The sequence below is a fragment of the Hadarchaeum sp. (SeqCode) genome (assembly GCF_038871235.1).
Taxonomy (GTDB): domain Archaea; phylum Hadarchaeota; class Hadarchaeia; order Hadarchaeales; family Hadarchaeaceae; genus Hadarchaeum.
On record NZ_JAVZIN010000003.1, the window covers coordinates 49,616 to 75,780 of the forward strand.

A 26,165-nucleotide genomic window follows, 5' to 3' on the forward strand; every position below is an offset into this window, starting at 1 on the left:
GCCGGAGATGAATCGATGAGCTGTGACAGGAGCATGACGACGGTGGGCACTGAGCGCGTGATGAAGTTCAAGTGTGGTGATTGTCGCGGTGACGCCTCGGTCGAAAAATCTCGTGAGTGCATGAAAGGAGTTCTTGAGGCGCTTATGGATGAGCCAGATATCGACGTGGTTATCCTTTCTGGGACGTATGAGCACGAGTACAGCGGGCCCGGACTGTGGGCACTCAAGGAAATGGCAAAAATACTAAATGAGGCCCGTCGATGGTCTCTGGCTAATCTTGTCTCCGAGGGCTGCACGCGATGCGAAACCGCTCGCGATACCCAGCTTAGAAGGGCGCTTGAGGAGCTTTCCACAGATCCAGTGGCTGGCCACCGCAGGCTGCAGGAGTTATTTAATGCGATGAACGCGAAAAAGGAGCATGGGTCCAAAGCCTGTCAAGCCTGCCGTTCGGATTTTATCAGGAAATTTCTGGAACCGCTTTTGAGTTCCATTGAGGGCTCGACCCTTTTGAAGGCCGCGAGAACCGGTTTAAATTATACGGAGATTTTACAACCCCTCATCAGACCATGTTTTTTGAGCACACGCCTTAAGATGGAGCCGCCCACCGGAGGTGAACTCGTAGACTCATATGAGATCGAAAGCGGTGAGGTGAGGATATATCGCCTCCCTGATCAGCTACAGAACCTGTATTTTTTTATTCCATCCGAGTACCGCCTGATGCATGACCAAGTGAGGCTTCTTCAACATGCCCACCAGGAGATCGTCGACAATCACCCAAGGCTGGATTCCGATGTAGTTCAGGCCCGTAAGCAGATCGTGCGTCTTGGCGAGAGGCTGATGATCGAGAAGGTGACAAAAGAGAAAATCTCGGTTTCAAGGGAAGAAATTAGAAATTTGGCCTTGAGCCTATCTAGGTTCACCGCTGGACTGGGCTTGCTTGAATCTCTGCTTTCGGATCCAAAAATCCAAGATATTTATGTTGACGCCCCAGCGGGAAGAACACCGGTGCACCTGTTGCACCGTGACCATGACGCGTGCTTAACCAATGTCTTTCTCACTCCGGATGATGTTTGTTCGTTAGTCTCTCGGTTCCGTGCTTATAGCGGCCGGCCATTTTCAGAAGCCGACCCAGTTTTGGACCTTAACTTAGGTGAGGTGAGAATAGCTGCGATCGGGCCACCCCTCAGTCCTGGCGGCATCGCCTTTGCACTTCGCAGGCACAAACCCACTCCGTGGACGTTGCCTCAATTTATTCAAGCGAAGTTTTTGACCCCTTATGCGGCGGGGCTGCTCAGCCTGCTGATAGACTCACAGGTTTCTTTGCTGATAGCTGGCAGCCGCGGTGCGGGGAAGACCTCGCTGCTGGGCGCACTTATGTTGGAGATCCTTCCTAAGTTCAGGATCATAACTATTGAGGATACCCGGGAACTTATGGTGGATCGGCTCCGCGAACTCGGCTTCAAGATTCAATCTCTGCAGGTTCAGTCGTCGGTCTTGGGCATACAAAGCGAACTCAGCGCTGAGGAGGCTCTCAGGGCAGCGCTTCGTCTTGGGGAATCGGTCTTGGTTATCGGCGAGGTGAGGGGTGAAGAGGCGCGCGTTCTCTATGAGGCAATGCGAGTCGGCGCCGCTGGCAGTTCGGTGATGGGTACTATTCACGGGACCACAGCTCGCGATGTTTTTGAGCGGGTTGTCAACGACCTCAAGATAACGCCGAGCTCCTTCAAGGCTACCGAGGCGATAGTGGTGGCGGCCCCCATCCGAATAAGGGGAGGTATTAATAGAGTTAGGCGGCTGGTCCAGATAGTTGAGGTCAGAAAGGACTGGCGTTATGACCCGACGGCCGAGGAAGGATTTGTACCTCTCATGTCTCATGATTACTCCCGCGATTGTTTGAGACCCACTCGGACTCTTCTCAGCGGAAGATCGGAGCTGATTGCCGGTATCGCGAGAAAGTGGGGTTTGGCGCCGCTTCAGGTCAGGCGCAATCTGGAATTTCGTGCTAGGGTTCAAGAGGATCTGGTAACTGAGGCGGCGATGGGGAGGCCTCACCTGCTTGAAGCCCCTTTTGTCCTTCGGGCCAATCTAGCTTGGCACTCATTCTATGAGGACCAGCTCAAGCACGGAAGCGTGGACTATCGCCAGCTGTACCAAAGATGGCGGGAGTGGTTGAACTCAGCCAAAGAACAAGTAGCGTGAAATCTTGCTGAAGAAAATTCCATTCTGTGTAAACTGGCGTGACAAACAGGAGGAGTCAAAAGCCTTAGGCGAAGTCCCGACCCTTATCGGCTATCTCACCATGGCCATGAAAATAACGCCGAATCTAGAGCGAGCCTGTGCCTTTGCCAGCGAACAGCTCGGAGGTAAAATGGGTCAAGATCTGAGAAAAAAGATGTCGGAGTGCCATATGCGTCGATATTCCAGCGCTGATGAGGCACTGTTGAAGTTCTCGCAATGCTGGGAGAGGGCCTGCCCCGAACTCGGCCGGGCAATCTATCTCATCCGCAGTTCTGTTAGCGAGCTGAGGAAGAGCAGCCGGGAGATGACCTTGGATCGATCCCTTCAGCTGGTTCTGCATGGAGCTAGGCGGCGGGTGCGTGAATTCTCTTCAAAGATAAGCCCACCTACTCTGTTGATCTACAGCTTGGGTATTCTGCTCCCGCTGGTCTTCGTTGTCATCTTGCCGGTGCTTTCTGTAATCGAGCTGCGAGTGGGTCTGCCTCAGATAATCTTTATTTACTGTTTCTTACTGCCTTTGCTAGTCTATCTTCTGAGCAACAATGTCCTTTCCCGGCGACCGGCCACACATCAACCGCCAAATGTTTCGATTGGAGCGAGTCAGTTGCATTCGGCATTAATGGCCATTGCTTTTTCGATACCTGCGCTGGCCATTTGTTTTTGGCTTGATGCATCTCCTGATCTCAAGGCCTTAGCCGTTCTTTGGGCGATTGTTCTTAGCATTTCAGCATTTCTATATTTTACCTCCGTCCAAGCCTATCTTCACCGTGAGGAGATCGTTCAGATGGAGGGGGAGTTCAGCGATGCCTTGGTGCAGCTCGGCAACCGCATAAGCGAGGAGCGCCCGGCTGAGGAGGCCTTAGGGCACGTGGCAGCCACGATGGGTGGGAGCAAGCTCGCCGGTGTCTTCATGACTGCGGCTTCGAACGTTAACCTTGGCGGCATGGGCTTACGTGCGGCCTTGTTTGATGAGACACGTGGGGCACTTAGGCAGGTGAACTCAAACATGATTCGCGGAACATTGAAGATACTTGTGGACTTGGTCGAGAGGAACACCCGGGCCGCTGGTGAGGCGATTCTTCGGACGGCGCAGCATCTTCATGAGCTGAAAGAGGCCGAGGAAGAAATGAAACGATCGATGGCGGAGATGGTTACTTCAATGCGGTCGGTGGCCATCTTCTTTGCGCCTTTGATCACCTCGATCGCGGCTAGGCTTCAGGGACTGCTGTCGGAAAAGGTAGCCTCGCTTGAGTTTTTTCTTTCAGCCGAGATTTCCCCTCCGGCCTTTTTATTCGTCCTCGGGCTGTACATCATTATCCTGACCATCATCCTGATCAACTATGTGGTTGAGATAGAACTGGGTGAGGATGGGCTGGCCAAGCGAATGGCGTTTGCAAGCGCTTTGCCGGTTTCAATGGTTGTTTTCACCGCGGGAGCGATATTAGGCGGGCAAGTTGTTGCTTTCCTTCTAGGTTAACTTTTAATTTAGGTGGTGACAACTTCACAGTGAGCGGTGGTAGTCTAGCTTGGTTAGGACACGAGCTTGCCAAGCTCGCAGCGCGGGTTCGAATCCCGCCCACCGCACCATAAAGTATTTAAATAAGTCTGTTTACGTTTTTGTAATACAAATGTGAGGATGATACCATAGATGGAGAGGTTCTGATTGGCCTCGTAGCGTATGGCGTGATTCTGATCGCCCTGGGTTTGTATAGTTACATCAAAGCCAAGAATAGACACACGGAAGAGGAATACTTTTTAGCTTCTCGTGAGTTGGGTTTCTGGGCTCTGGTTTGCACCGTTGGAGCCTCGTGGACGGGAATTTCGGCACTGATTTCCTATAATGCCGCCTATACTGGTGGCGTAAGCACTTGGTGGATCATGGGATTCCCAACTGTTTTCGCCACCGCCATCGTTGCTGTTTTAGCCTATAGGATCAGGAAAACAAACGCGATTTCCCAACCCCAGATCTTCGAATGGCGATACGGACCGAAGGTCAGGATAATTCTAGCAGTGATCGGCATCTGGTACATGATGACTTGGGCGGCATCAGAACTTATCGGTGGCGGTGAATCCCTTTCTGTAGCGTTGGGCATGCCATACTTTTTAGGAATATTGGCCATTACATTAATAATCTACTTCTATACCGTCATTGGTGGCTTCAGGGCGGTTATATACACCGACATATTTCAGTTCATTTTGCTCAACGTTGTGTGCATTGCGCTAAGCCTTATTGCCCTGAGTTCCATTGGCGGATTTGGAGCCATCGCTTTGCTCCCACAAGAGCTGGGTGTTCCGGGTTATCTGGACTTTTTTGATAACTTTAGGTATAATTTTGCTTACGCCATATCCTTTTCCTTGGCTTGGTTCTTAGAGGCAGACATGTGGCAGAGAATACTGGGCGCTAGAAATCCCAAGCTGGCGATGAAGGCGTTCTTGGTTGCGGCAATATTGTTCATCCCCTTATACTTCATTTATACGCTGGGAGGTATGGCAGCGGCAAAGTTTGTGCCTGGCTTGGAAGGCGTTGGGGTTCTGCCTTCTTTAGCAAAAGCAGCATTGCCTCCCATATTGTTTGGTTTTGCCCTTGCAGGCATTTTGGCCACTGTGATGTCATCCGCCGACACCGCCATAAACTCGGGCGCTTTGTTGTTAACAGAGGACGTTTATCACAGATATATTAACAAGAAAGCAACTACCAAGGGATTATTCGTGGTGGGGCTGATTGCCACCACCGTTATAACCGTATTGGCCTTCGGCGTCGGAGTTACTCTTCCAGACATGCTGTGGGTGTTGTGGCTGGGAGCCGATATTCTGGCCTGCGGTTGTCTGGCTCCACTGATTGGTGGATTTATCTGGAAGCGGGCAAATGAGCTAGGGGCCATTGCTGGGATGATAGTGGGAGGCGTGTTTGCATTCTACAACTACGTTGGCGATCTGTTTGGCATTGAAGTGCCCAGGCCTTGGCCTGAGTATCCGTTTTACCTTCCTGTTGGTATCCTGCTGTCAGCGATCGCCTTTATCTTAGTTTCCTTGGCCACAAAACCACAGCCTGAAAAGTTTAAGGCGTTAAAACCGAGTGATTAAAGATGGCTCCAGCTCCCTGCTACTGCGGGAAGATTCTGGAGGTCGATTTGTCTAGTATCAATATTGTTAAGCGTTCGGTGGATCCAAATGTGGTAAGGAAGCTGGTGGGTGGTAAAGGTCTGGCTGCTTGGTTGCTGTATAAAATGGTTAAGCCAGGGATTGATCCATTTGACGAACAGAATGTGCTGATTTTTGCTACCGGTCCACTGACGGGCACCATAGCCCCTTCACAGAGGGGATTGGTCTGTGCCAAGTCCCCGCTGACGGGAACTTTTTCTGATTCCTATTTCGGCGGCCACTTCATCCAAGAGCTCAAATACGCTGGTTATGATGCTCTGGTGGTGAAGGGAAGAGCGGAGAGGTTGAGCTATCTTTGGATCGACGATGATCACGTTGAGGTAAAGGACGCCACTACTTTGAAGGGACAGGATACTACTCAGACCAACGTTTCTATTAAGCGGGAACTGGGGGATTCCCGGGTCAAGGTGGCCTGTATTGGTCCGGCGGGCGAGAAAAAGGTGAGGTTTGCTCTGATCGACTGTGATGTCAAGAGACAAGCGGGCCGTGGCGGTCTTGGGGCGGTGATGGGATCAAAGAACCTTAAAGCCGTGGCCATCCGCGGCACGGGCCCCGTTGAGGTGGCGAGGCCTCAAGAGTTCTTCGAAATAGCGAAAAAGTTCCACCGCATTTTAATCGAAAGCGAGGCCGTGCAGGCGGTGTGGAGCCGGTACGGTACGGCGGGGTCGGTTGAGTTCTCCAACATGCAGGGCTTCTTCCCGACCAAGAACTTCCAAGATGGACATATCGAGAATGGTGAAAGGCTCTCAGGACTTTCGCAGAGCAAGCTGCTCTGGCTGAGGCGGGCGGCCTGCTTCTCCTGTCCGATCATCTGCTCCGCCATCTCAGTTATCAGAAATGGTCCTTACAGCGGCACGGTGTTGGACGGCATAGAGTATGAGACCACAGGGCTACTGGGAGCCAACTGCGGACTCACCGACCCAGAGGTGGTCGCCTACGCCAACCACCTCTGTGATGAGCTCGGTCTGGACACCATCACTGCTGGTGGCGTGATCGGTTTCACCATGGAACTGTTCGAGAGAAGGATCTGGAGACACCCAGAGCTGGAGGCGCTGAGACTGAGATTTGGCAACGCTGAGGCAGTGCTCGAGCTGATTAGTAAGATAGCCTACCGTGAAGGAGTTGGTGATTTGCTGGCTGAGGGGGTGAAGCTAGTCGCGGAGAAGGTTGGAGGAAGTGCTAAGGATTACGCTATACACATCAAAGGATTGGAGACCCCAGCTTGGCCACCCCGAGGTTCTCCAGGGATGGGGCTAGCACTAGCGACTGCTGACAGAGGCGGTTGTCACGAGAGAGGATGGCCGGTGGGCTATGAAGTTGAGGGAATTCCCGGGCCTTCTGGTCCGGTGGAGCGTCTGTCGCTCCAAGGTAAGGCCGAGATAGTAAAGTGGGAGCAGGACTGGTTTGCTGCGGTTGACACCTTGGTTGGCTGCGATTTCAGCCGAACCGGACTCACGCCGGAGCATTCAGCACAACTTCTTTCTGCAGCCACTGGATGGGACATCAGTGCTGACGAATTCCTGAGAATTGGTGAGCGAGTTTGGAACTTAACACGAATGTTTAATGTCCGCGAGGGCTTCACACGGAAGGATGATGACCTGCCTAGACGATTTAAGGAGGAGCCGCTACCCTTCGGACCAGCAAAAGGGCACATGGTCAGTTCCAGCGATCTGAACCGGATGCTTGATGATTATTACAAGTTAAGGAAATGGGACTCGAACGGAGTGCCGACAAAGGAGAAGCTGGCGGAGCTGGGCCTTGAGGAGTTCCTGTGAGGTAGGTCCTATGCCAATCAAGCTGGAAATTCACCCGGAAAAATGCGTTGGCTGCAGGTCATGTGAGCTGGCTTGTTCCTTCAAAAAGACCGGCGTGTTTAGCCCGAGTCAGTCGCGGATATCGGTCACGATCAGCAACCCTCGGACAATAATGTATCCTGTGGCCTGCATCCAGTGCGTCGAGCAGTCATGCGTCAAGGCCTGTCCGGTTGGGGCGCTAAGAAAAGACGAGGTCACCAACGCCATTGTCTTTGACCGCGATATCTGTACGGGCTGCGGCCTGTGTGTGAAAAGCTGTCCGTATTCAGCGATAAGGATGGATGAAAGGAGCAGAAAGCCCCTGATTTGCGATCTTTGCGGCGGTGATCCCGAGTGTGTAAAGTGGTGCCCCACTGCCGCTCTTGAAGCCAAAAGAGTTTGAAGTTCTAGTTGTTCGCTCAGTCTAGTTCAGATATTTCCTTCCCAAATATCTCTTAGCAATGCCTTGATATTTTCTAGCGTAATTACTGCAGGATTGATATCGGGCAGTCCGTAGTTGTACTGTTGTTCCTTGGCGATGAAAGCGGCCAGTTCATCCAAGTCTTCACGTGGGACGTTTAACTCCTTCAGACTGATGGGCATGTTGAGGTCTAGGAGCAGCTCCTTGAGTCCCTCGACCACTTGAAGCGCTCTTTTTTTCACATCTTTCGCCGGTTCATCGGTGAAGAATTGTGCCAGCGAGGCGACCCTCTCCGGCCAAGCGGCGATATTGAATTTAGTTATATAAGGCAGAACCAAGCCGCAGGCGGCTCCATGAGGTATGTGGTAACGGGGACCAATGGTTTCACCAAGACAGTGGCCAATGTTGACGGCAGCAGGTGTGGTTATCGCGATGCCTCCGTAGGTGGCTGCCAAGGCCATGCCTGCTCTCGCGACCAGATCTTTTCCGTGATGATAGGCCCTTCTCAGATGCCTAGCGGCGAGTTCCACAGCCCGGTAGGCGTAGGTGTCTGAGAACATGTTAGCCGTGAATGAAAGAACGGCCTCAACTCCATGGGAGAGGGCATCAAGTCCGGTGTGCGCAGTCAGTTTCGGTGGCATCGACTGAGAAAGAGTTGGGTCAACAATGGCTACTTCCGAGACGATTTTTGGACTCATCACGAAACCCTTGTAGCCCTTCTCTTCAATAACCACCGCGTAACCCGAGGCCTCGCTGCCGGTACCGGCGGTGGTGGGGATGAGTATCTTGGGGACTGGTTGCACCTTTATGCTGTCCTGAAGGTAGGTGATGTAGTCTTTCATTGGTCCCGGGTTGGTGACGGCAGCGGAGGCAAATTTAGCCATATCTAGAGCACTGCCGCCTCCAAAGCCGATGACCAAGGCTGGCTTTTCGGCTCTAGCCTTTTCAGCAACCTTCTCCACCATGCTTATGGTGGGTTCTTGCGTGGCTTGGTCATAAACGGTCAGGGTGTATTTTTCTTCCTCCAGTGGTTTTAGGATCCTGTTCACCAGCCCTATGTTGATTAGGTTCTTGTCGGTTACGATCAGGATTTTAGAACCCTTCAGAGCTAAGGGCTCTATTTCGCGGCAAATGTTATCAACCGCATTTGGTCCAAAGATATACTTTTTTGGGTAATTGAACTCCACATATCCAATATTTGAGATTTCCTCAGACATGGGTGAAGTTCACACGTTAGTAAATAAAAATGTTTTGTCCAAATTTTTTGAAATTTTTAATCGGACTAAATAAGAACAGGCACGCCTAGATCTATTATTTTCTTTTTCACGTTATTATACAGTTCAGTGTATTCTTTAGTTGGTACCACACGCTTGATGTCGTAACATTCTTGGAATTTTTTACCCAGCGGGGCGTCTTTGATCTTCCCCTCGTATTCTTTCAAGAGTTTCTTAGCTAACTCGTTTGTCTCATCCCTCTTTAATCCCGCCTTGGCTGCAGCGCGGCCTACCTCACAGGCCATTCTTGCTTCCACAGGGGTGGTCCTATCTTTGTATTTATTCCTTGCTGCAAAAAATTCCCAGAGGTTAGCACCGGAGACGGTGCTTACTAAACCATGGGTGGCGGCCTCAAGGAGTACCATCTCTGTGCATGGTCCAGCAGCGCCGATACCGTTTGACATGCTAAGGAAGGGAGAATTTCTTGCTAAAGCTTGATAGACCAAGCTGATCATCCAAAGAAGATTTCTTGAGGTATTATTGAGTTGATTTATATCAAAGGGGAAAAACGTGTCGAGGTGTCCTTGATTCACCATTAATCCCTGTAAATGAGTCGCCACGCTAACTATTGCTGTGCCTTCTACACCACCGGCATATCCGCCAACCATCGGACCAAATAATGACATGATGATGTATCCGCATTTGTGGAAGTTGACCATTCTGTTAAGACCTCCCCAGTCGATCTTCAGTTCTGATATCGTTCCGACCATTCTGCCATCGGTAGTCCTAACGCCCCATTCGGGATTGCTCACAGAGATTTGGGCGGTGTCCGACAGCGCGGTTTGAACATCCGCCAAGTATATGTTTGGCCTGCCCACTCGCCTCACCGCTTCCCTTATCATCAAGGCATGTGCTCCAGCTCCAGCAACATCAGTTGGTGCTTTTGACCTTACCTTTTCACCCCACAGTTCATCAAGCACTCCCGCCCCGACGCCATCCGCAAGCGGTTCCAGCGCGTAGGCCATTTCAACGATGGCGAAAAGTTCCTCGGAAAAAGGCAGGCTCGGGCTGAACACGCAAAAAGGTCTTCTTCTGTCTTCAATATCCCTGTGATATACTTCCCTTCTTTCCGTTCCAGATCCGACCACAATTTTTTCCGGAAAGCTGATCAAGGCTTCCTTTATCTCTTCTTCGGTAAACATGATTCTTCTGGAGGTCTCGAGGCACAGGGTCCCCGTGTGCAGGTAGAGTTCTAAGCCTGCCTTCCAGAGATCGTCTGCCAAGCTGTTGTCCGATGGAATAATGGTTTCACCATCGAACTTTATATCATACTCCTTTATCAACTCCTTAATCTTTGGAAACAGTATTTTTGTATCGAAGTCTTTTTCCATACACAAGGGGCCGTTTTCAGATCTTCTTAAAACTTCAGGTATTCTCCAGGGTGGTGCCATTTCACGCTCCTCCTTTTAACATTAGTTCTTTAGCTATATTCACACCCTTAACGGCAGAATCCGCCCATCCATCAGCACCTATCTCCTCCGCCCACTCCTTAGTTACAGGTGCGCCCCCAATCAGAACGAGGAATTTCTCCTTCTGCGAGATGCCCTTTAAGATTTCGATGACCTCCCTTTGGGAGGGCATGGATGTCGTCATTAGTGCCGATAGAGCGATGATGTCTGCTTTTGTTTCGTTTGCCCTTTTGACCACTTCTAGAGAGGGCACATCTCTTCCGAGATCGTAAACCTCAAATCCGTTTACTTTAAGGAGAAAAGCCACAATGTTTTTCCCAATATCGTGGATGTCACCAGCAACTGTAGCGATTACCACCTTTCCGAATTTTCTTTCCGCGGCCATCAATTTTCTCTTTTCAATTTCTGACATTATCACGTCAGACGCAGCTTTCATGACATCCGCGATTAGCATTAGCTCAGGTAAAAATAGCTCTCCGTTTTCATATTTCTCTCCCAAAGTTTTCGCTATGGAAGCAAACTCATCAAAAATTTTAGTTGGCTCAATATTTTTGTTTAAAATCTCTACAACAACAGACTTAGCGACATCTTCATTATACTCAAAGATACTTTGTCTCAGTTTTTCGAACAGTTCATCATTACTCATTTCTTTCCCTTTGCGCCTGCTTTCTCAAGTTTACTGATTCCAACGTATAGAACGACAGATATTGCCATTCCTATTACTGCATTTTCAATCCAGTTGAATATGTAGATATATTCCAAATAGATGTAGATGATATAGGTTACTATAATCGAGATCAGCGCCCCGTTTCTCGTACCTCCCTCCTTCCAAAATAGTCTCAAAAATAGCGGCCCGGTTAGAACCGCAGCCAAGCCTGTTGAGCCAATGATCGCCAGATATGCAAGCAGCTCCGGTGGCCTAGTAATCACCCAAGTGAGGCTGCACAGAGCGAGAATTATCACCAATAATCTTGACACCCAGAACCGTGTACGGTCAGAAACTTTGTATTTTTCCCACACTGGTTTTAGCGCCGTTTCAAAATTTGCGCATGAAGCTATCAGATAGGAGTCCACGCTTGAAATTATTGCGTTTACAATACCAAGGGAGCCAAAGACCATAAGAGCCTCTGGCAAGTAGCGGCTAAACATTTCCGGCAAGGCTGTATCTGGATCGGCTAGTCCAGGTAAAACCACTCTTGCCGTTAGACCAACCAATACCGGAAAAGAGGTTAATAGTGTTAGCAAGGAAACAATTGTCGCTACGGTCGCTCTTCTTGTTGCAGGCATCTCGGCAACGGAGATATATTTCTGTGAGAATGACGGCGCAAATTGGAAGGCCGTATATGCGATCACGATAGCTACAAAGGTCCAAGGAACGGTGCTTGCATATGGCACTCCGGTTGTTGGATAGACCAGTTCAGGATCTATAGCAGCAGCTCTTTCAAAAAGAGGGCCGAAACCGCCGACTGCGGCAAAGATTATGTATATGCATAAAAAGCAAGCAGCAATCATCCATACTATTGAAACTACATCGGTGTACATGACTGCTCTGAGACCGCCTTGCGTCACGTAGATTATGGTAATAATCATAAACACTAAAATGGCAAACAGAGTCGGAATTCCAAGCATTCTGGACAAAATTGCACCTGCGGCTTTAAATTGTGCAGTGACGAACATCATGTACATTATGAAAATAAGTGCAGCAACTAAAGCTCTTAAGGCGTTGCTATCTCCATGAGTGTAACCAATTAGGTCGCCGATTGACGTGGCTTTATATTTTGCGATCCAGCTCTTGTAATACGGCACGGCAAAATAGACGACTAAAAATATTCCCGGAATCCACGCTATTGGTGTGGATAATAGTTCGATGACTCCGTAAGAATATCCGACGCCAGGGGCCCCTATATAAGCCCACCCACTTGCGGAGGCAGCGGCAAGAGAGCAGGCAAACAAATAGGGTGATAATCTCCAGCCACCGGTAAAAAACTCCTCCCTCGTCATCGTTCTTCGCATCGCCAAAGTTCCCAGACCTATCATCAATATTATGAACGCTATTAAACCGATCCAAGCAATCATATCAATTCACCCTTATTTTTTGCCTTCCTCCTGTTTTCTTGCGATGAGATAGCAGATAACCCCCACCAAAAACCATACTGGAAAAGAGACCCAAATCGAAGCACCTATGGAAACAAAACTTGCGGTGACAAACACAATTATTATACCGATCAACGTAACAAGAAAGTACAACATTTCTTCTTTCATCACTATCAATAAAAAAATTGAAAATCGATTTTTATAAAAAGTTTGGAATCACAGGTACTAAATTTTAATTCTAACCTGAAATTCAAAAACGATTTTATTGATTCAAGAGAGGAAATTCGATGTCAAAATTGGATGATATCCTTAGTGTATTTGATGATGGTAAAGTGCATGGAGTAGAGGAGATCATCAAAAGATTTTCACTACCCGGTGATGTGGTTTTAAAGGTGCTTTATTTTTTAGCCGAGTTTGGGTTCATTAATTTTGATGGAACCCAAGGAAAAAGTACGGACTTTTCTAAAAAATGATTTCTATTAAAGCTGAAGAAGATTCTGAATTTCATTATATTTTTTCAAAAACTCATTTCCCTTCTCAGTGACCGACCATTTAATCGGGTGGGTTTTTTCAATCTTTATCAGCCCCATCCTAAGTAACTCATCCAGATATTTTTGGCATCGGTTGAAGTTCAGATTGGCGCGGTAGACAATGTGGCTTTTTCTTGAGCAAGTTCCTATGGCATTTAAAATATCTACATATAAGGTGATTATATTTCTCCTTTTCCTATCGGAGTTGACCTCCTTCAATTTGCCCGCCTTCTCAGATGTGTTTCTGCTGGCACACATCCATGGTTGAGTTTACTTAGTGGTGTATAAAAAGGTAACAATCGACTGGCCCATTTGCAATTGGCCAATGCCTGAAGAAAAGAATTAACTTGGGTTCACCTGTGGTCGGAATCTAAATCTTTTTCAGGATTTGGTTTTAATTCAGACCCTTCTCCATGGACAACGATCTGCAGCTTTTTCTTCAGCTGCTCCCGGATCTGATCCATGATTAAAAAATCCGTCTCAATCCTCTTTTTCAGGGCTTGCATTTTTTTCTCCAGTCTTTCAAGTTCTTCCATTTCACGTTGAAGATTTTCTAAAGTTGAGCCCAGCCTTGCTAAGACATGTAACTGTTCGTAGGCGTCGCTAGGGTTGTTCAACATTCCACGTTTCGATGCATCCGCCATGTTGTCTTTTATCTGATTTAACAGTTTTTCCATCTTGGTTAGCTTTTCTTTGGGGATTATCATTGAGTCTAGCGTTGTCGTAATCTCTGCCCACAGTTTAGCGATTTCCTCAGTGCCCAACCGTGCACCCGAGAAGAAGACCCTAGGGCCCGAAAAAATGCTTTTCTTATTTTTAATCTATCTAATTTCGACACAAAAATTGATATATTTAGAAGGATGTTGATAGTACAGTGGTAAAGATGTCAGAGAGTTCTGGAAGAAAAGATGGCGCCGGTAGCAGCTTAGTTCATAAACTGGTCAAAAGTGAGCTGGAGTACCTCTTTTTGGCTTTGCTAATGAGGCGGCCGATGTGCGGCACCGACATCATTAAGGAAATCCATGTAAAGTTCGGTCTGTTGCTCAGCCCAGGCACGGTTTATCCATTGTTACATGATTTGGAGACAAGAGGATTGATACAACATGAGCCGGGGACGAAGATAAAGATCTATAGTACGGTCAAAGGGATGAGGCAGAAAATCAAAGACATGTTGGAACAGCGAATCAGTGACCTGAAGCAGGTTATTGAATTTCTCCTGCAGGGCGAATGAGATCAGGCATTTAGTCAATCAGGTCCTTTGGATGGACTCAAGAAGATATCTCTGGGCGGCGATGAAATCATTTATCCTGCTCTCCGCCAGCGCTCGACCCTGCTCGGTGAGGACATAAATCTTGGACCGCATTGATTCTCCCTTCATTATCGTGACCAGACCCCGGGCCTCAAGTGAATAGAGAAGGGAGTAAACAGTTCCTTGGCTAAGCGAGGTGTAGTAGCGCTGGTAGATGGTCTTGATGACGTCATAGCCGCACATAGGGCGCTCGCTCAGCATAGAGAGTACAATGGTTTCCAGATGCCGCTTGACGAAGTGCTCTAGGGATTCCTTCGGGGCCAGCTCGAGTTCGGGGATTTCTCTTCGGGACCTGAAGTTCAGCGCTAGGGTGTTTGTTCCATCAACTGTGGAGATCATTACGTTCCTGTTAATTTCAAGCAGCGTTTTGATTTCCTCCTCATTTAGTGATTCTAGATTGAACGCTACTATTGCCGTGCGCAAAATTGGCTGTCTTTTTCTCTCCTGCGGCGGCGTGAAGAACTCTTCCTTCCTAGCCATCAGTTCCTTCAGAAAAGTGAACGCTTTACCGAAACTGTGTCGGGTGAGAAGGGCACCGAAATCTACCAAGACTCTGGCTGCGCATTTTTCGGAGCGGGACCTAGCGCACAGCTCTTTCAGCTTTTCACCCAGCTCCTCGATTTCCTTGGGAAGATATCCCTTGCCCAATGGGAACTTCAACAGCCTGCCACTGGACAGGGCCTCGCCGAAGATCGTCTCCAGCTGCAGCTTATTGTTTGACTCGTCGTACGCGTAGAGGCAGGTTTCGCCATTAGCTAGGCCGCTGTCAATGAAGGAGCCAAAAGACCGCCAGACATCCACCCCTGGGCTGTAAAGGAGCAGCGAGCATTCGTTGACCAAGAGTTCGTTGACTAGTAGCACCTTTTTATCGAGCGGAATCGTGGCTGCGTTCCTAGGTATCGCCATAACCACCCACCTGCCTTTTCCGATTGGTCATCGTGATTTTCCCTTCCTTATTAAACCCAGTCTCTGTCTTGACGTTTAAGCTGTTTGAAAGTCTCATTAAATCTCCTCCTCGACTTGAATTACCTCCATGAAGCGTCTCATCATCTCCAGCTGCTTGGGCTCGAGGGCCAGCGGCGACACGGGGACGATGAGCCTAGCGCGATTAACTACGGTGATTTCCCTAATGTCGTGCATCATCTTCAGCGTCAGATCAAAGCCATTAGTGGTAATCAGGTATTCTAGGCCCTCGAGCATGACGACCGCATTCTCCTTTTTAGAGACAAATGCCGAGATCCGGTCCCTGATGATTCCGAGGTTCGATGGGGAAATCGCGTCTTCCACCTCCACTTTGGAAAGCCAGAGTATGGTGATGCGTTCAGGAATGTTGTGTTCTCTCCTAGCGTGTGCTGGATGTGATGTAGTTATGATGAGCCCTGGGTTTCCAAAACGCACCAAATCGAAGAACATCCTGAAGGCGTGTTTTGAACTCTTTCCTTCCACAAGATAGCACTTTCCCGCAATTAGGGGAAGATAGGTACCTGAAATTTGAACACCTTTAGGAATAGCTTCGATGATCCCATAGTGCTGCAGAAAACCGCCGTACCTGCGCAGCAGTTCGGAGAAAATCTCCGATCCTATCTCCGAGGCTTTTTTTATACCCAGATCGCTTTTGGCAGCATCATAACAGATGTTAGCAGCGATCGAAAATGCTCTCACAATTTCTTGCATGCCCTCTTTGAACTTTGCTTTAGATAGATATCGGTAAAGTTTGCTCAGGTCGAACTTTCCCTCATCAGAAAGTATAATTCTGCCTAGAACCGGGTTCTTGCTCGCCAGTTCACTTAACTTCTTTTTCATCTCAATTTTCGACGACTTCTTGCATTTGCTCAACAACAATTCCAGATAGCGTTTGAATAGGATGTAGGCGAAGTTGCTGGCTTTGTCCGCGTCAGCTACCCCTTCAGGCAGCCCGATGACTAAATCCCTTTCGTAAACAGCCTCGTTGTATTTACCCAGAGGAACTCCCGCCTTCCAGAGTGCTATATCGTCCCGGTATAGTTCCGCCTCGGTGGCCACCAGGTAGTTCGCTTGATTCGGTGAGGTGAGCACTGCGTAGAGGTCTATAATGGTGGTATTTAGGTCGGAAAAAGCGTTGAAAAGTTCTTGGGTTCTTTCGCTCTCGTGAATTCGTTTGCTGTTTTTTATTAACTGGTCTACGTTGAGCAATCCACTCTCGATAATTTTGTCCCCGAAAAGTATGGGGTGTTCTTCAATGCACTGAGATATGGTATCCTCGACACCAGAGGCGCCGATGACAGGTATAATGTGCGCCAGAAATCTGTTCGTTAGGTTTGAATAAGCCACTAAGGTTTGGATGTCGTTCTGGACCATTTTAGCTTCTAGGATTTTCAGAGATGGAGTACTCGAAACTAGGAAGAGTTTCCTTTCCGCGATGACTAAGCAAACAAACACAACTATCCAAATAGTCTCGCTTCCGACGCTGTACCAGTTGAACCCCTCAGTAACCGTTTGAAAGAAAAATAGCAGATAAATGGGTATTCCTAAGAGCAGTACAACCGTTCCAATTAAAGACCACTTGGAACTCGATAGACTTAGCACATTCCGCAGAGAGCCGTAGATTTTTTTAAATGAATTGATTTTCCAAGCTTGGCCCATTGAAATTAAGACCGTTCCGGCCACCCAAAGTAGTGCCGCCGTGTAAGCTAGTTCGTTGATGTAATTTAAAAAAATGACCACGGCCATGGACGCCATTGAAAGCAAGAAACAGGTTGCCCCTACAGTGGTCATGATCAGGGCCGCGGAATATCTGGTCCTCTTCATGTTTTCAATGGAGTAGATTACAAAGACTAGCGCTAGGATTAAGAGTACCATACCGAGGAACAGAGCAAAAAATTCTGGGGGGCTCATTTCTCGCGAACCTCCATTACCCTCTCAAGCGCAAGAGCTTGCTCCTCGGTAAGCTTTTTTGGGTCAATTGAGAGTATCAGGATCAACCTCTTTTTAACGCACAGGTCTTTTAGTTCCCTGAGGAATTCAAGAGCTACCTTAAAACTATTGACCAGCTTTATCTCGTTGAAACAGTCAAACATCACCACCGAGCCAAGGTCAATCTTTGAGACCAAGAACTTCAGCCCCTCTAAATCATCAGGCAGTATCGATTTTTCCTTAGTTTTGCTGAAAGTCAGCCAGACGATTTGGACGTTTTTCACCCTGTATCTATGTTTTACCTTGTTCGGTTCGAGTTTGCTCACCCAGAGGACCTTAAATGAGTATTGAACCGCTTCCCTTATCATCGCATAGCTTTTTTCCGGTTTTTCCTCTTGCAGAAGATGCACCGAACCCGGACGCATCATTTCAAAAATTGGCGGCAGTTTGGTATTTTTAGATAGTTTCCCAATAACGCTGTAAGCGGAGAGAAGACCGCCGTGATCTCGTAGCATCTGGCGCAACCAAATATCTGCGGCCGGTGAACTTGATTTGAATTCCAGATAGGTTTCGACGAACAAATCCTTGTAAGGCTCAGAAAGATTAGGTTCCATCTGATCGCCGAGATAAACGAGAATTTTTCTTACAGTTTCGGGCAGATTTAGAGAGCTTAGAGTAGATGTGTTCAATAAAATATTTCCCTTTTCGTCCAAGTGAACTGTATCACTGAGGTCAACGTTTTTAAGAAATTTTTGGAATTCTATAACATTTTCTCCCAGCTCCTTTCCAGGTAGGCTCAGCAGTAACTCTCGCAGGAACGATTTCAAAGTTGATATGGATGGTACTTCGGAAGTAGGTTTCTCCATATCTGTCCCTCGCCAATTATCGAGAGCAGTCTTTTTTTCTAAAGTGAGGCCTTGCCATAGATTCTTTCGCCCTCGCTACTTGTGGGTAGGGATTTTTCCTTTGTCTCTCCCTCGAATTTTAGTGATAAGGCCCATGCAATGGCAATGAAGGCAAGGGTACTTATTATCCCGCCTAGAGGCGGATAGTTAACATACTGGACTAAAAGCATGTTAGTAATCGAGACGGCGACGACATAGAAGACAAAGTAACTGATCAGCAGAAGCCTGTATTTTTTTCTCAGCAGTTCTGTCGTGGCGGCTCTAATTAAATTGATCCCCACGATCAAATTTGCCAAAATGTAGATCAAATTGAAAAAGACAGCGATTGCGAAATACCAAGTTGTGGCATACCCGTAGCTCCAGCCAAATTCAGTCCAAAAAATTTTGAAAGGCATGGTTGAAAGGGTAATTACGTCCATAATTAAGGCCGGGGTCAATACTAACAGGTTTTTCCAGGTTTGTTTTTTTAGCATAAGGAAAGTGATTAGTAAAAAGGCTGGAAAAGTGAAGCCAAAAACAGCGCCTAGGGTGATGAAATCAGCGGACAGCTCGGCAGTAGGGGCATTTCTATGTAAAAAAGCCATCAGAATCCATAGCCCGGCGAAGAGCCCGTAAAGAAAGAAAGATCGGTAGATCCAACTTTTTGGATTCCTCATGATTAGGAAAAATGAAACCACGAAAATCAGACCGCTACCGATTAGGTATTGGAGGGTGATTGGAATGAAATACCAGTCAGCCAAGTTTACACGCTCCTAAGCATTTCGATGTCATCGCTTTTATCGCTACTGGCTATTTTTGGTGGCTTTATATTTCCGATTGGGACTCCCTCCTTCATTTTTTTCATAGAATACCTCATGAAGGCGCCCTTTTTAAGGTACTGAACTTCGATTATTTCATGAGGTTCCTTAATCCCGAAATCATCCACGTAATTTTTAAACTCTGGATTTATCCGGTAAAGGGCATTGAATAAGGCCTCCGCGGTTTTTTTCTCAGAGTAATCCCAATCCGGCTCCATCAAAAGGAGCAGGTGTTCCTTCGGGTCGGTCGCCTTTGCCAAGCACCACCTGTCGGTTTCCTTAAGGCCGGCCTCAAAGAGGGCTTTGACCGCAATGGCCTGCGAGACCCTGAAGTAACCATAGATATCGATGACCTCGTTTTTTCTGCCCTCAAATTCAAAGATGGGCAGACCGTCGTCCCTAAAGTCCACGACCTTGAATTTATCCTCGATATTGTACCTCATCAGCATGGTTCCGAAAGGCGTGCCGACGAGTTCGTATATTTCTCCCTTTTTCAGTTCGTCGATCTTTTTTATCTCCCCTGATTCGGTTAAAAACTCAAAATACATGTTGCGCAGGTCAGGAATCAAGTCCAGCTTTCTGTCGGCATGTCCGTACATTACCATCCCGAATTCCGTACTGCCATAGGCGTTGGTGGGGATGACCCCAAATTCCTCCTTGATATGGTCGAGATACAGTCGCGTGTCATATCCACCTAGACCGATTCCCTTTACTGGCAGCACCTCTCTCGCTTTGTTGTATTTTTTCCCCTTAATTTTGCACTGGAGATACTTCAAAAAGAGCAGGAATTTTGTTACCCCCAAGTTCATCGATTGGTAATAGTCCTTGAAAAATTCATCGGGTTTAGTGAAATATTGTGCCATCATGTAGAAGGTGGAGGCAATTCCCCCGGCGATGTCGATTCTGGCCCCCTTTTCAATTTCCTTGATGATGATCCACATCTTCTTCCGCATGTTGCTGATGTTGTCGGTAACTGTGCGAGGCGGAATCGGCCTGAGTAGCTTTTCAATTGGATGCATCTGATAGCCTGAAGCGTAAGGCGCCGGCGCTACTATGTTAAGATAAGTGTCCCCCCTGCGTAGCTTGGTGTCACCAGGTTTCTCGCTACAAGTTATTATTAGGTAAGTGGTTAGGCTTTCCCATTCTCCGCGGAAGCTCTTTCCATAGGCCAACCATTTGCTTTTTCCGCTACTACCAGAGGTCTTGGCGCAGAAGTCGAACTCTTCAGGCAACCACCCGTCGAGCATTGGGGCAACCATCCGGCTTATTCGCTGATAGTAGTCCCACCAGAGTTCCCCATTCTGCCTAGGTACGGTCCTGCTGAGCAGCTCCACCTTTTCACCGAACTCATGTAGAATGGGATAATCCTCATAGGTCGTCAGCGGTACCTCTTCAAAGCTCTTGACACCCTGAGGACAAAGCTTCGCGGCCATTTTTGTCTGCTGCCATCTTTTAAAGTATTCATCCCGGGCTTGGAGATTGAATTCCAGCTGTTCGGAAAATGATTTTTCAAGGAAAGAGCAATGCTCCTTCCACAGCTCCTCGCCTTCCCCCATAGAGACCATATCTCCCGAAAGTCCGGGCGTTATTTAAGGTAATGTTTTAGTTTCTGAAACTTCCCCTTTATAAATCGCTGTGGGCGCTGAAAAATTGCCTTATCTATCAAAGTTTTCCAAAAATCATTTTGAAATTCGGGACTACTCATAAACCGGTCCGAGGACTTCTAATCCACCCTCATTGACCAAAAGCTGGTGCTTCTTCATGGAGTGCCTGCAGGCGCGCATCTTCCTGATCTGAATGTATCTGGTGACGAGTTCCGGGGTCTCAATCACACCCAGTTCGATGACCCCATCAGCGAGATAGGATTCCGGAATATGTCTTCTTCCCTCACCCACAACCTGAGCCTCTTGAATGATGAATGAGGTCAAGCCGCTGTCCCTAAGCAGGTTGAAAAAGTGGTAACTTTCTCTCCTCAGGTTATCCGTCTTAGCTAGGGTCTGCAGGGCATTCAGGGAGTCAAGGCAGAAGACGGTGAACTTTTCCTTCATCTCCTCCTTGTAGAACTTGATCACGTCTTCAGTGATGCTCAGCATATTTAGCGACGGTTCTTCTTCCCGCCACTCCTTACGGATGTCTTGATAGTCAAAGATCTGAAGATGATCCGGTTTCTTGATTCCCAAGCTTTCCATGTTTCTCAGGTGACTTTCCTTCGACTCTTCAAGTGTAACATATACTCCGAACTCATCCCTGTGTTTATTCAGGTAGTTAGAGAGAACGTTGTAAACAAAGCTGGATTTCATCGATCCCACTCCACCGGTCACCAGTATCACGTAGCCCTTGGGTATATCATTCCTCAAGACGTTATCCAGCCCTTTTACAGTGTCACGGAGCATGGGTTCGCCACTAATGGCTTTTCAATGTGATTATAAACCCTTTTCTTTCAGCCCTTGCAACAAATCCGGTGGTTCAGAACTCGCCATGTGGATAGCGGCCGGATTTTCGACGCTTTTTCAGCTTTGCCCGAACAGGCAGTATCAGCAGGGCGCCGGCAACGAACCCACCTATGTGTGCCCAGTAGGCGACGCCCTCTGAGATTCCGGTTAACCAAGTCACCGAGGCTGAGAACACCTGTAGCAGGAACCAGAATCCTAGGAAGAAAATCGCCGGGACCATGATTATCCTCCAGAAAAGATAGATTCCTACCGCCGTGTAGACCCGGGCTCTGGGGTAGAGCACGAGATAGGCTCCCAGCACCCCTGAAATGGCCCCCGAGGCGCCTATAGTGGGTATCTCTGAGCTAGGGTCGGTCAGAGCGTGAATGAGGCTTGCAATTACACCCGTTCCCAGATAGAAAGCCAGAAATTTGCCGTGGCCTAGGGCATCCTCAACGTTATCGCCGAAGATGTAGAGGTAAAGCATGTTCCCCAAGATGTGTAGGATTCCGCCGTGGAGAAACATCGAGATGAACAGCGTTTCAAGCCTTTTGCCCGCGAGCACCTCGGTTGGTCTCATCCCATAGAGCTCAATAGTGCTTTCAAACGTCCCGGTGAGCAGCGTGAGCACGAATATGGCAATGTTGATTACAATCAGCGCGATATTAACGTAGGGAAACCGCGAGCTGGGATTTTCATCCTTAAGGGGAAACACCGCAATTCACCGCTGCTTTCTCCCAGGGTTCACCACGATGACGGCCTCCCTAAATTTCTGATTGGGCACGATGATTAGTCTGCCGTCCGGGATCCTTAGCTTTGTGACCGTCAGCGAGATTTCCACGACCGTTCCCCGTTTCCCCTCTATTTCAACTTCAGTCCCCACTTTGATGTTTTTATCCCCTATCAGCGAGATTCCGGCGAGGATGTTGGATATCCACACATCCTTAACGGCGAAAAGTAGAACGGCGCTGATGGTGCTGAAGGCTAGGAATAGCTCTACTATCGCTTGAATTACCCCCCAGACGTTGAGGAGGTAAAGAAAGACCACGATGGTGAAGATCATTGATAGGGAATTTGACAACCGCTGGTGCCCCACCATTATCTTTAGCTTTCTCCGGAATAGGCTACCCAGAACTGCCCAGAATATAACGATGATAGCGACAACAATGAGAGTGGTCAGAATCTGTGACTCCCACATGCTCTCCCAGTGTTTATTGTTAGGTTAAATATAAATCGGTGAAAGTCTTTCTGGATTTCCATGTTGAATTTGATCGTCGCGGACGCCGAGGTTGAAACGGTTCCAGAGGAGATCGCCAATCATCGCGTTATCAGGTGGTACGCTAGGCAGAAGGGAAGACGGCCAGTTGAAATTATTCTCAACTCTGGGTTACATCATGCGGCGATGAGGAAGCTTGCTGATGGCGACCGGCGCGGCAGGCCTGACATCGCCCACATGTGTCTGTTGTTGGCCTTGGACGCGCCGCTGAACCGTGAGGGACTTCTCCGCGTTTACGTCCACACGAGGCAAAATATGGTTATTACCGTTGATCCGTCCACTCGGTTACCTAGGATGCTCAACCGCTTTGAAGGCCTCCTCGAGCAGCTCTTTCTTACTGGTGAGGCCCCACCGGGAAAACCGCTGCTGAGGTTGGAAAGAGCAACGCTGGGGGGACTGGTGAGCAGATTACGGCCTAAGAAGACCATTACCTTCAGTGACAAGGGCCAAATGAAACCGCTGGCTGAGGTTTTTTCTGGGCTTTGCATAAAGGACAATATCTGTGTTTTGGTCGGAGGATTCCCCAGCGGTGATTTTATCTCAGATATAGGCTCGATTTCCGATGAGCAGGTTTGTATAGACCCTGACCTCCTCACGGCCCCCACAGTAGTTTCCCGGGCAATTTATGCCTATGAAGAGGCGTTGGGAATCGTTAGGTCTAGATTGGGTAGATGAAGATGCCGCATCGAAAGAAACGCCGTGGTCAAAATAACGAATTCAGGGGACTGGCATTAGAGCGCGTGTCCCGCCTGTTTGACCACGCGGAAAGTATTTTCGCGAAGAACCCTGAGCTAGCCGACCGTTACATCAGGGCCGCGTGGAAGCTCAAGACGCGTTACAATTTGAGGTTGCCCCGGGACATCCGTTTAAAATTTTGTAGAAAGTGTTTGTGCTTTTGGAAGCCCGGGGTGACCTGTCGGGTTAGAGTTAAGCCCAAGATGATTGTTATTACCTGTTTGAGGTGCGGGCGGGTCAAACGGTTGCCCTATGGTTCAAAGAGGGGCTCTGTAACGGCCGCCGGGGCCTTGGGAAAAACGTTAATACTGCCTGCGACCAAAAAGTAGAGGATTAAATCAGGTTGGAATGGAAATGTCTGTCAGAGAAGTACAACCAACTGCACTGGTGAAGCGGCTGAGCGAGGAACTCAAAAAAATCGAGGCGATAAAGCCGCCCCAGTGGAGCATATTCGTCAAGACGGGCGTTCACAAGGAGAGACCGCCGGAGCAGGCTGACTGGTGGTACACTCGGGCGGCTTCACTGTTGCGGCGCCTCTACGTTGACGGCCCGGTAGGAGTTTCCAGATTGCGCACCTACTACGGGGGCCGGCAGAACCGGGGTCAGCCTCCGGAGCACTTTAGGAAAGCCGGGGGTAAGATCATCCGCGTTGCTTTGCAGCAGCTTGAGAAGGCCGGCTTAGTGACCAAGGCTGAGCGCAAGGGCAGGAAGCTCACCAGCAAGGGCGTGAGCATGGTGGAATCTCTTGCCCAGCAACTGAAGAATGAAATGAAGGCCTGATTTTATGGAGGAAGAAAGTGAGCTGGAAGCTTTGCGCAGGAAGAAGGCTCTAGAGCTACAGGCCCAGTATGAGGAGCAGCAGCGCCAAGCTGAGCTGAGGCGGCAGTTTGAGATCCAGAAGAAGGCGATACTCTCGCAGATATTGACCCCCGAGGCCCGGAGCCGGCTGGCCAACATCCGAGCGGTAAAGCCCGAGTTTGCCGAGCAGCTGGAGATTCAGCTGATGCAACTGGCTCAGGCGGGCAGAATTGGCGCCAAGATAACCGACTCCCAGCTTAAGGAGATACTTGATAAATTGCAGTCACGAAAGCGCGATATCAAAATAAGGAGGATTTGACATGGCAAGGAACAAGAGATTCCCAGTGAAAAAAAGGCTGGCTCGGGCGGCGAGAAAAACCAGAAGGGCCCCAGTCTGGGTGATGAGCAAAACTAAGGGTAAAATCCGCACCAGCGTTAAGCGGAGGAGCTGGCGCAGGTCGAGAATTAAACCATAGGTGGTCATATGCCTGAGGAAAAAATATTCGTCATTCCTTTAGGTGAAGTCAAAAGAGCCCCGCGCTACAGACGCGTTAACCGGGCGACAAGGCTGATTAGAGACTATCTGGTCAGGCACATGAAGTCGGAGAAGATAAAGTTGGATCCAAAGCTGAATGAGAAGCTCTGGGAGCGCGGTCAAGAGAAGCCACCATCTAAGATCAGGGTGAAGGCGGTCAAGGATGAGGATGGGATGGTTCACGCTTCTCCCGCCGAGTAGCTAAGGTGTAGGTGATGACGATAATCAGAATGGCCTTTAACAGAAATCCGTTTTTGGGGGCGTATTCCTTGTGCACCGATAAAATTGCTCTGTTGCCTTCCATCTTCCGATTTAATGAGAGGGAGGTGGAGGCAGCCCTAGGGGTGCCCGTAGTTAGAACAGACGTCGACCGGAGCCCGCTGATCGGTGTTTTGATGGCCGGCAACTCAAATGGTCTAATCTGTTCGGAACTTTTCGAGATCGGTTCAGGCGCAGGAAGCCTGAAGCCTGATGTGACGGTGGTTCCAATCCCCGGAAAGTTCAACGCTTTTGGCAACATTTTCCTAGTAAACGACTATGGAGCTGTAGCCAATCCGGATTTACCTGAGGAGATTTTAAAGCTGGTCGGTCAAAAGCTGCGGGTGCCGGTGGTGCGTGGGACGATAGCCGGGATAAAAAATGTGGGTGCAGTAGGAGTGGCCACCAATCGTGGTGTTTTAGTTCATCCCGATGTTACTAGCGATGAGGCCAAGCTCATCGAGAAGACATTGAATGTTCCGGTAGAGGTGGGTACAGCCTGCGCTGGAGTGAAGTTCGTCGGGCTCTGTATGGCGGCAAATTCTAAGGGAGCTATAGTCGGTATGACGACGACCGGACCCGAACTGGGACGCGTCGAAAGCGCGCTAGGGTTCATCTGAGGTGATAGAATGCAAATATATCGGATAAGCGGCTGGTTCAAACAGGGTCTCTTCAAGCAGAAGTTCAGGCGTGAAGTGGTGGCGCTGACAAAGGAGCAAGCCTTGGAAAGGGTCTACTCCCTTTTAGGGAGCAGGCATGGAATTACCAGAAACAGAATCCATATAGAGGAAGTTGTCGAGATAAATCCTGAGGAGATAACGGATCCGAGAGTTTTAGCGATGTTGGAGTGATGGTGATGGAGCCCTTAAAGGTCGAGGAAAGGGAGAGGCTGCAGCGCCTTCTTGCTGAGATGAATGATGGTCAGGCACTGGTGGAACTCTTGCGTCAGCAGGTCTCAGCGCTGGCAGGGTCCCTTTCCGAACTCAACATGACAGTTGGTGCGTTAAAGTCGCTCAAGGAAATGCCGCCTTCAACAGACATTCTGGTTCCGCTAGGTTCAGATACCTTTGTCCCGGCCAAGCTGTCGTCTGCCGAAAGGGTGCTAGTCGGGCTGGGCGCTGATGTCATGGTTGAAAGAACCGCTGAAGAGGCGATAAAGTTCTTGGAAGCTAGGATTGCAGAGATCGAAAAGGCCGTCGAGCAGACCAAGACAGAGCTGAAAAAGGTTGAGGACCGGATCGAGGCCATCAGGCCCGAGGCGGAAAAGTTATTGGTCAAGGCGCGGGGAGCGACCAGTAAATAGAGGC

At 48.8% G+C, this 26,165-nt stretch carries 30 protein-coding genes and 1 tRNA gene; 17 read left to right on the forward strand and 14 right to left on the reverse strand.

From position 1 onward, the window contains the following. Positions 1 to 15 precede the first annotated feature (15 nt). From QXT02_RS01965 to QXT02_RS01990, 6 genes are all read left to right on the forward strand, one after another. Positions 16 to 2,199, forward strand: coding sequence for a type II/IV secretion system ATPase subunit (locus QXT02_RS01965; RefSeq protein ID WP_342811643.1), 2,184 nt, complete (start codon positions 16 to 18; stop codon positions 2,197 to 2,199). A gap of 4 nt (positions 2,200 to 2,203) precedes the next feature. Further along, positions 2,204 to 3,715, forward strand: a complete 1,512-nt coding sequence (locus tag QXT02_RS01970; RefSeq protein ID WP_342811644.1) for a hypothetical protein — start codon at positions 2,204 to 2,206, stop codon at positions 3,713 to 3,715. A gap of 33 nt (positions 3,716 to 3,748) precedes the next feature. Further along, a tRNA-Gly gene (locus tag QXT02_RS01975) sits at positions 3,749 to 3,825 on the forward strand. Between the two features lie 96 nt (positions 3,826 to 3,921). After that, entirely contained in the window at positions 3,922 to 5,322 is a 1,401-nt protein-coding gene (locus QXT02_RS01980; protein ID WP_342811645.1) for a sodium:solute symporter family protein, read from the forward strand. Positions 5,323 to 5,324: 2 nt separating this feature from the next. Further along, positions 5,325 to 7,175: an aldehyde ferredoxin oxidoreductase family protein gene (locus QXT02_RS01985; protein WP_342811646.1), complete on the forward strand. Its 1,851-nt coding sequence runs from the start codon at positions 5,325 to 5,327 to the stop codon at positions 7,173 to 7,175. Positions 7,176 to 7,185: 10 nt separating this feature from the next. Beyond that, a complete protein-coding gene (locus tag QXT02_RS01990) occupies positions 7,186 to 7,596 on the forward strand; it encodes a 4Fe-4S dicluster domain-containing protein (protein ID WP_342811647.1) in 411 nt (136 codons plus the stop codon). Between the two features lie 26 nt (positions 7,597 to 7,622). On the opposite strand, the gene QXT02_RS01995 is transcribed toward QXT02_RS01990, so the two are convergent. The 4 genes from QXT02_RS01995 to QXT02_RS02010 form a co-directional block, all read right to left on the reverse strand. Next, the gene (locus QXT02_RS01995; RefSeq protein ID WP_342811648.1) at positions 7,623 to 8,831 is read right to left on the reverse strand and encodes an iron-containing alcohol dehydrogenase; all 1,209 of its coding nucleotides are present in this window, start codon (positions 8,829 to 8,831) and stop codon (positions 7,623 to 7,625) included. Between the two features lie 65 nt (positions 8,832 to 8,896). Then, the gene (locus tag QXT02_RS02000) at positions 8,897 to 10,279 is read right to left on the reverse strand and encodes a monomethylamine:corrinoid methyltransferase (protein ID WP_342811649.1); all 1,383 of its coding nucleotides are present in this window, start codon (positions 10,277 to 10,279) and stop codon (positions 8,897 to 8,899) included. A 1-nt stretch (position 10,280) separates the two neighbouring features. Further along, positions 10,281 to 10,943, reverse strand: a complete 663-nt coding sequence (locus QXT02_RS02005) for a B12-binding domain-containing protein (RefSeq protein ID WP_342811650.1) — start codon at positions 10,941 to 10,943, stop codon at positions 10,281 to 10,283. After that, positions 10,940 to 12,373 (reverse strand): sodium:solute symporter family protein, encoded by a 1,434-nt coding sequence (locus QXT02_RS02010; protein WP_342811651.1) that lies wholly within the window; start codon positions 12,371 to 12,373, stop codon positions 10,940 to 10,942. Before QXT02_RS02010 ends, QXT02_RS02005 begins: the two co-directional genes overlap by 4 nt. A 305-nt stretch (positions 12,374 to 12,678) precedes the next feature. Here QXT02_RS02010 and QXT02_RS02015 point away from each other — a divergent pair, with 305 nt between their 5' ends. Then, positions 12,679 to 12,864, forward strand: coding sequence for a hypothetical protein (locus tag QXT02_RS02015; protein ID WP_342811652.1), 186 nt, complete (start codon positions 12,679 to 12,681; stop codon positions 12,862 to 12,864). Between the two features lie 6 nt (positions 12,865 to 12,870). Here the strand turns inward: QXT02_RS02015 and QXT02_RS02020 are convergent, their stop codons facing one another. Together QXT02_RS02020 and QXT02_RS02025 are read right to left on the reverse strand one after the other, a co-directional pair. After that, complete coding sequence (locus QXT02_RS02020) at positions 12,871 to 13,179, reverse strand: winged helix-turn-helix domain-containing protein (RefSeq protein WP_342811653.1); 309 nt, start codon at positions 13,177 to 13,179, stop codon at positions 12,871 to 12,873. Between the two features lie 95 nt (positions 13,180 to 13,274). After that, positions 13,275 to 13,685 (reverse strand): hypothetical protein, encoded by a 411-nt coding sequence (locus QXT02_RS02025; RefSeq protein ID WP_342811654.1) that lies wholly within the window; start codon positions 13,683 to 13,685, stop codon positions 13,275 to 13,277. Between the two features lie 119 nt (positions 13,686 to 13,804). Here QXT02_RS02025 and QXT02_RS02030 point away from each other — a divergent pair, with 119 nt between their 5' ends. Then, positions 13,805 to 14,152, forward strand: coding sequence for a PadR family transcriptional regulator (locus tag QXT02_RS02030; RefSeq protein WP_342811655.1), 348 nt, complete (start codon positions 13,805 to 13,807; stop codon positions 14,150 to 14,152). A gap of 18 nt (positions 14,153 to 14,170) precedes the next feature. Here QXT02_RS02030 and QXT02_RS02035 read toward each other — a convergent pair whose 3' ends face one another. The 8 genes from QXT02_RS02035 to QXT02_RS02070 all read right to left on the reverse strand — a co-directional run bounded on the left by QXT02_RS02035 (position 14,171) and on the right by QXT02_RS02070 (position 22,454). Next, positions 14,171 to 15,136: a helix-turn-helix transcriptional regulator gene (locus tag QXT02_RS02035; RefSeq protein WP_342811656.1), complete on the reverse strand. Its 966-nt coding sequence runs from the start codon at positions 15,134 to 15,136 to the stop codon at positions 14,171 to 14,173. 96 nt (positions 15,137 to 15,232) lie between these two features. Continuing rightward, positions 15,233 to 17,068: a DUF835 domain-containing protein gene (locus QXT02_RS02040; RefSeq protein WP_342811657.1), complete on the reverse strand. Its 1,836-nt coding sequence runs from the start codon at positions 17,066 to 17,068 to the stop codon at positions 15,233 to 15,235. 32 nt (positions 17,069 to 17,100) lie between these two features. Further along, positions 17,101 to 17,988 (reverse strand): DUF835 domain-containing protein, encoded by an 888-nt coding sequence (locus tag QXT02_RS02045; RefSeq protein ID WP_342811658.1) that lies wholly within the window; start codon positions 17,986 to 17,988, stop codon positions 17,101 to 17,103. A gap of 38 nt (positions 17,989 to 18,026) precedes the next feature. Further along, the gene (locus tag QXT02_RS02050; protein WP_342811659.1) at positions 18,027 to 18,446 is read right to left on the reverse strand and encodes a hypothetical protein; all 420 of its coding nucleotides are present in this window, start codon (positions 18,444 to 18,446) and stop codon (positions 18,027 to 18,029) included. Positions 18,447 to 18,769: 323 nt separating this feature from the next. Further along, positions 18,770 to 20,380: a GH3 family domain-containing protein gene (locus tag QXT02_RS02055; protein ID WP_342811660.1), complete on the reverse strand. Its 1,611-nt coding sequence runs from the start codon at positions 20,378 to 20,380 to the stop codon at positions 18,770 to 18,772. 141 nt (positions 20,381 to 20,521) lie between these two features. Continuing rightward, the gene (locus QXT02_RS02060) at positions 20,522 to 21,217 is read right to left on the reverse strand and encodes an RAD55 family ATPase (protein ID WP_342811661.1); all 696 of its coding nucleotides are present in this window, start codon (positions 21,215 to 21,217) and stop codon (positions 20,522 to 20,524) included. A 73-nt stretch (positions 21,218 to 21,290) separates the two neighbouring features. Next, a complete protein-coding gene (locus tag QXT02_RS02065) occupies positions 21,291 to 21,971 on the reverse strand; it encodes a rhomboid family intramembrane serine protease (RefSeq protein WP_342811662.1) in 681 nt (226 codons plus the stop codon). A gap of 6 nt (positions 21,972 to 21,977) precedes the next feature. Further along, complete coding sequence (locus tag QXT02_RS02070) at positions 21,978 to 22,454, reverse strand: mechanosensitive ion channel family protein (RefSeq protein WP_342811663.1); 477 nt, start codon at positions 22,452 to 22,454, stop codon at positions 21,978 to 21,980. Positions 22,455 to 22,514: 60 nt separating this feature from the next. Here QXT02_RS02070 and QXT02_RS02075 point away from each other — a divergent pair, with 60 nt between their 5' ends. The 9 genes from QXT02_RS02075 to pfdA are packed head-to-tail and all read left to right on the forward strand — an operon-like array spanning position 22,515 to position 26,161. Further along, a complete protein-coding gene (locus QXT02_RS02075) occupies positions 22,515 to 23,207 on the forward strand; it encodes a 16S rRNA methyltransferase (protein WP_342811664.1) in 693 nt (230 codons plus the stop codon). Further along, entirely contained in the window at positions 23,204 to 23,596 is a 393-nt protein-coding gene (locus tag QXT02_RS02080; protein ID WP_342811665.1) for a ribonuclease P, read from the forward strand. Before QXT02_RS02075 ends, QXT02_RS02080 begins: the two co-directional genes overlap by 4 nt. 19 nt (positions 23,597 to 23,615) lie before the next feature. Then, positions 23,616 to 24,047: a 30S ribosomal protein S19e gene (locus QXT02_RS02085; RefSeq protein WP_404980415.1), complete on the forward strand. Its 432-nt coding sequence runs from the start codon at positions 23,616 to 23,618 to the stop codon at positions 24,045 to 24,047. 4 nt (positions 24,048 to 24,051) lie between these two features. Further along, the gene (locus QXT02_RS02090) at positions 24,052 to 24,384 is read left to right on the forward strand and encodes a DNA-binding protein (protein ID WP_342811666.1); all 333 of its coding nucleotides are present in this window, start codon (positions 24,052 to 24,054) and stop codon (positions 24,382 to 24,384) included. A gap of 1 nt (position 24,385) precedes the next feature. Next, positions 24,386 to 24,541, forward strand: a complete 156-nt coding sequence (gene rpl39e / locus QXT02_RS02095; RefSeq protein ID WP_342811667.1) for a 50S ribosomal protein L39e — start codon at positions 24,386 to 24,388, stop codon at positions 24,539 to 24,541. Between the two features lie 8 nt (positions 24,542 to 24,549). Continuing rightward, positions 24,550 to 24,801, forward strand: a complete 252-nt coding sequence (locus QXT02_RS02100; RefSeq protein WP_342811668.1) for a 50S ribosomal protein L31e — start codon at positions 24,550 to 24,552, stop codon at positions 24,799 to 24,801. A 14-nt stretch (positions 24,802 to 24,815) separates the two neighbouring features. Then, a complete protein-coding gene (locus QXT02_RS02105; protein WP_342811669.1) occupies positions 24,816 to 25,478 on the forward strand; it encodes a translation initiation factor IF-6 in 663 nt (220 codons plus the stop codon). A gap of 9 nt (positions 25,479 to 25,487) precedes the next feature. Beyond that, the gene (gene rpl18a / locus QXT02_RS02110; RefSeq protein ID WP_342811670.1) at positions 25,488 to 25,709 is read left to right on the forward strand and encodes a 50S ribosomal protein L18Ae; all 222 of its coding nucleotides are present in this window, start codon (positions 25,488 to 25,490) and stop codon (positions 25,707 to 25,709) included. Continuing rightward, positions 25,709 to 26,161, forward strand: a complete 453-nt coding sequence (gene pfdA, locus QXT02_RS02115; RefSeq protein WP_342811671.1) for a prefoldin subunit alpha — start codon at positions 25,709 to 25,711, stop codon at positions 26,159 to 26,161. The genes rpl18a and pfdA overlap by 1 nt, the downstream gene beginning before the upstream one ends. Positions 26,162 to 26,165 lie beyond the last annotated feature (4 nt).